Source organism: Sphingomonas sp. GC_Shp_3 (assembly GCF_026540945.1).
Classification (GTDB): Bacteria; Pseudomonadota; Alphaproteobacteria; order Sphingomonadales; family Sphingomonadaceae; genus Sphingomonas.
In genome coordinates, this window is sequence record NZ_JALNUT010000027.1 from 1 (window position 1) to 1036 (window position 1036).

General features: G+C 62.8%; 2 protein-coding genes. One reads left to right on the forward strand and one right to left on the reverse strand.

All coding sequences use genetic code 11. The features are described from left to right. Positions 1-123: 123 nt before the first annotated feature. The gene (locus OXR00_RS19565) at positions 124-702 is read right to left on the reverse strand and encodes a GDSL-type esterase/lipase family protein (protein WP_267389902.1); all 579 of its coding nucleotides are present in this window, start codon (positions 700-702) and stop codon (positions 124-126) included. A 109-nt stretch (positions 703-811) separates the two neighbouring features. On the opposite strand from OXR00_RS19565, the gene OXR00_RS19570 reads away from it, so the two are divergent. After that, positions 812-1036: hypothetical protein (locus OXR00_RS19570; protein WP_267389904.1), on the forward strand; the 225-nt coding region annotated here is incomplete at its 3' end.

Below are 1036 nucleotides of genomic sequence, written 5' to 3' on the forward strand. Positions count from 1 at the left end.
GACCCAGAAGTCGCCATTGGGGCTGCCCCGTCCACTTCCCGGAACCCGCGGTTCGTTCACAATCTGATCCCGTTTCAGATTGGCTGCTTTATCAGCGGCAAGGTTCCGCTGTTCTCGCCAGTGTCACCGCGTCAGCTCTACGTTCAAAATACCTTTGATCGCAGGCAGCATCGCCTCGACCACAGCAGCGATTGCCTTGCCGTTCGGATGCACCCGGTCGGCAAGTACCATGTCTTGATGACCCAGCACACCGGCGGGAAAGAACGGCCAAGTCGTTGCACCATGGAGCTTGGCCAGAGCTTGCTGAATGTCTGCGTAAGGGCCTGCCCTCTTCGCGAGCAGCGGCGGAGGCACGACGGTTGTGAGCAGCACCGGGACGCCGCAGCGGCCAAACTCGACGAGGATCGCCTCAAGGTTCGCCAGCGTGGACGACGGCGGCACCTCTCGGAGCACGTCGTTGGGTCCGAGCTGGATGATCGCTAGGTCGGGACGGACTTGCAGGCGCGCGAGCACGCGGGGTAGCCTCCGCAACGCGTCGGCGGTGGTGTTTCCAGCGACACCCGCGTTGATCACCCGTGCGCCGGGATGTGCGGCGCTCAGAAAATGCTCCAGTTGAGCGGCAAAGCCGTCGGCGGTGGCTAGACCGTAACCGGCGACCAGGCTGTCGCCGAACGCGAGGATGAGCGGGGCTGATGCGGTCATGGAAGACCGCAAAGATAGGTATTGCCGGGTCACTTTGTAGCGATGCCGCGTCGCATTGGTGCCGATGCCGGCGCCACGCGTTCAGTTATCCCGTACAATGGAGACACCGATGACCGACGAGACCGCCGTCCAAGCCCGCCGCCGCGAAATCGCGATGGAGCACGTCCTGTTCAAGCTGGCCGAATACGTCGAGGCTAAGCATCCTGGCCTGCTCGATCATATCGAAAGCAGCCTCGACCATCTGGGAGACCCGGCGAAGGACGAAAGCAAGGACGACGAGGCGGTGCGCGACATTGCCCGTAAGCTGATTGCCAGTGCACGAAGTGAGGGCGCC